General features: G+C 66.3%; 2 protein-coding genes. One reads left to right on the top strand and one right to left on the bottom strand.

All coding sequences use genetic code 11. The features are described from left to right. Positions 1–188 precede the first annotated feature (188 nt). Entirely contained in the window at positions 189–3,272 is a 3,084-nt protein-coding gene (locus tag E1286_RS46440; RefSeq protein ID WP_132623689.1) for a DEAD/DEAH box helicase, read from the top strand. Between the two features lie 29 nt (positions 3,273–3,301). Here the strand turns inward: E1286_RS46440 and E1286_RS46435 are convergent, their stop codons facing one another. Further along, positions 3,302–3,463, bottom strand: coding sequence for a DUF6203 family protein (locus E1286_RS46435; protein WP_132623687.1), 162 nt, complete (start codon positions 3,461–3,463; stop codon positions 3,302–3,304). Positions 3,464–3,695 lie beyond the last annotated feature (232 nt).

The raw sequence follows: 3,695 nt of genomic DNA, 5'->3' as shown, positions 1-3,695 counted from the left end.
TCCCACAACACCCCCAGGCGCCCGAGGCCGCCGTAAGAGCCCTGGCAGAAAACGCAAGCGCTGACCGCCCCGGATCACCCTCACAGAAGGCGTCGCATCTCCACGCGACTGCTCCATGGTCGGCGCGCTACCCTCTGATCTCCGACAAGGAGATTGATCTCCAGCGCCCTCAGAGAAGGCAGCTGCCCGTGGCCGACACCCCCATCACTGGCCTGTACGACTCCCTGCTCACCGAGCGGCTCAGAGAACTCGCGCGCAGGTGGAGCGAGACCGGTCACCTCGTGGAGACAGCCGAGGTGCACAACGAGGAGGTCGCTCACCTGCTCGGCCGTTTCCTCGGGCAGGCCGCCACCCGGTCGTTGGCCATGATCAAGGACCCGGTCGAGCAGGTGGAGCTCGCCAACCGGCTGCTGGGGCTGCTCCCCGAACCTGAGGCGGTTTCCGACGGCCCCGCCAGGCTCCTCTCGATCGTCAAAGACACACCCGGCGCCGGCCCGCCGGCGCGGCCCCTGACCTCGCTCTCCGAGGCAGCGTTACTCACCAACGCACGCGAAGATCCCCACCTGGCCCACGAGTTGACGACCGAGTTGGCCAGTGCCGACAGGGTGGACCTGCTCTGCGCGTTCGTGAAATGGTCGGGGCTCCGCATTCTGGAACGTCCGTTGGACGAACTACGTCAGCGGAACGCGCCCGTGCGGGTCATCACCACCACCTACATGGGGGCGACCGAACGGCGCGCACTCGACCGGCTGGTCCGCGACTTCGGCGCCGAGGTACGCGTCAGTTACGAGCAGAACTCCACGCGCCTGCATGCCAAGGCATGGCTCTTGCGGCGCCGTACCGGATTCGACACCGCGTACGTGGGCAGTTCCAACCTCTCCCGGGCCGCGCTGCTGGACGGCTTGGAGTGGAACGTTCGATTGTCGTCGGTCACCACCCCGCGACTCTTGGACAAATTCGAGGGGACGTTCGACTCGTACTGGAACCGGCCCGAGTTCGAGCCGTACGACCCTGATGTCGACGCCGAACGCCTGGACGAGGCGTTGTCGCGCTCCAAGACCGGTGAGCGGCTGTTCGACATTCCGGCCCTGGTGCCGCACCCCTTTCCGCACCAGCGGGAGATGCTGGACGACCTTGACGTGGCGAGAACGGTCCAGGACCGGCATCGGAACCTGCTCGTAGCCGCTACGGGGACGGGCAAGACCGTGGTGGCCGCGTTCGACTACCGCGGTTTGCAGCAGCGTCTTGGCCGCCGGCCGACGCTGCTCTTCGTGGCGCACCGTAAGGAGATCTTGGCGCAGGCGCTGCGCACCTATCGGCAGGTGCTGGCGGTTCCCGACTTCGGTGAGCTCCATGTGGGGGAAGACCGGGCCAGACACTGGCGACATGTGTTCGCGTCAGTCCAGTCTTTGAGCCGGACGATCGAAGACTTCGAGCCCGACCATTTCGACGTGGTCGTCATCGACGAGTTCCATCACGCCGCCGCCCGTACGTACCGGCAGATCATCAACCATCTCAAGCCCAGGGAACTGCTCGGGCTCACCGCCACACCCGAGCGCGCGGACGGCACCTGGGTGCAGGACGAATTCTTCGATGGCCGTATCGCTTCGGAGTTGCGGCTGTGGGACGCTCTCGATGCCGATCTGCTGTGTCCTTTCCATTACTTCGGCATCAATGACGAGACCGATCTCAGCACGGTGAAATGGTCGCGCGGTTCCTACGACACCGCCGCTCTGGAGAACGTGTTCACTGGCGACACCGCGCGTGCTCGACTCGTGTTCAACGCACTCTTGGACAAGGTCGGCGATCCTGCTGCGGTACGAGGGTTGGGCTTCTGCGTCTCGGTGAATCACGCGCGCTTCATGGCCGAGTTCTTCACCGCGGCAGGGTTGCCGTCGAAGGCCGTGGACGGCACGACGGAGAGCTCCGAGCGCCAACTCTCCTTGAAGGCTCTGCGCGATGGCGACGTCACGTTCTTGTTCGCGGTGGACCTCTTCAACGAGGGCCTCGACGTGCCTGACGTGAACACGCTGCTCCTGCTGCGTCCGACCGAGAGCGCCACCGTGTTCCTCCAACAGCTCGGCCGTGGCCTGCGTCGCACACCCGACAAGGACGTACTGACTGTCCTCGATTTCGTCGGCCGGCACCGTAAGGAATATCGCTTCAGCAACAGGTTCCAGGCGTTGACGGGGTTCGCCCGTGGCCGGCTCGAAACGCAGGCGAAGAACGACTTCCCGCTGCTGCCGTCCGGCTCTCAGATCGTCCTCGACCGGGTCACCAAGGACCGGCTGCTCGCGGAACTCAAGGTCCACCTCAGCGCCACGGTCAACACGCTGAAGCAGGAGATCCGGTCGTACGCCGAGACGTCCCTCGTCGGTTATCTGGAAGCCGGCGGTCGGGACATCAGTGACCTCTACCGCAACAAGCGCTACTGGACGGCTCTGCTCCGAGGCGCGGGGCTCCTCACCAGCGATGCCTCCCCGATGGAGGAGTTCCTTGGCCGCCGGGTGCGCGCGCTGCTCCACGTGGACGATCGCCGCCGGGCCGCGGCGTACATGGAACTCCTCAGCCCGGACGGCCCCCGATACGACGACTGCTCGCCGACCGAGCAGGCGTTCGCTCGCATGCTCTTCTTCTCGTTCTGGCGCGACGGCGGTGACTTCGCCTCGTACGACGAGGGCCTGCGGCAGTTGCGGGCCGAACGCGCACTGTGCGAAGAGATCACGCAGGTTCTGGCGTACGGGATCGAACGCCCACGCCACGTGACCAAGCCGCCGGGCGCCTCGCTCGCCCACGTGCCCCTGGTGATCAACGGTCACTACTCCACCGACGAAGTTCTCGCCGCGTTGGGTTGGGCCAATCTCGGCGGTTCCGTGCCCTCGACGATGCGTGAGGGCGTGGCCTGGAGCCCGACCGCCCGCTGCGACGCCCTGTTCGTCACCTTGCAGAAGAACGAGAAGGAGTTCTCCCCGCAGACCATGTACCGGGACTACGCCCTCACGCCGAAGCTTTTCCACTGGGAGTCACAGAACCGGACCAGCGCCACGTCGACCACGGGTCGGCGCTACCAGACCCACGAAAGGGACGGCAGCCACATCCTGCTCTTCACCCGGCAACGCACGGAGAACGAGAATCGCCACCCGGAATCGTTCATCTTCCACGGCACGGCCCGCTACGTGTCGCACGCCGGCGAGCGCCCCATGGCCATCACATGGGAGCTGGACGAAGAAATGCCGGCCGATCTGTTCCGTCGCGCCGCCATCGCCGGGTGACTTGCCTCCTCCAACGCGCGGACGGTGCATCAGCGGTGGGCGGGCATCCGCCGCCTGGTTCGTGATGTTTGCGGTTCGGCCTGGCGCTGCTTGCGGCGGCGGGCTATGAGCCAGCCGACACCCAGGGCGATCATGCCGATCGGCGTAGCGGACATACGGCGGGCCACCAGCAGTTTGAGCAAGTTCTTCATGCCGCCACAACTGCCCCCTGGCGCGCCATGCACGCATATCCGGGTGTCCGGTGGCCCGCTGGATCGGTGGACCGGCGCGCTGACGGTACATGTTCCAGGTAGCTGGGGTGAGGGCTGATCTCCGCGCCGGCGAGGCCGTTCTTCGTGGTGGAGGGCGGGAGGCCCTGCCCTGAGGAGTTCACCCGCCGGGGAGATGGCCGGGGGTTCCGGCGGCTGCGTCCGGGGCGGGGAC

Source organism: Nonomuraea terrae, from assembly GCF_004348995.1.
GTDB lineage: Bacteria > Actinomycetota > Actinomycetes > Streptosporangiales > Streptosporangiaceae > Nonomuraea > Nonomuraea terrae.
The sequence above is the reverse complement of the archived record's forward strand: the minus strand, read 5'-3'. Positions and strand labels throughout refer to the sequence as shown.

Coding starts and splice junctions, on each gene's coding strand:
- E1286_RS46435 (WP_132623687.1), bottom strand. CDS start 3,463: ATGAAGAACTTGCTCAAACTGCTGGTGGCCCGCCGTATGTCCGCTACG.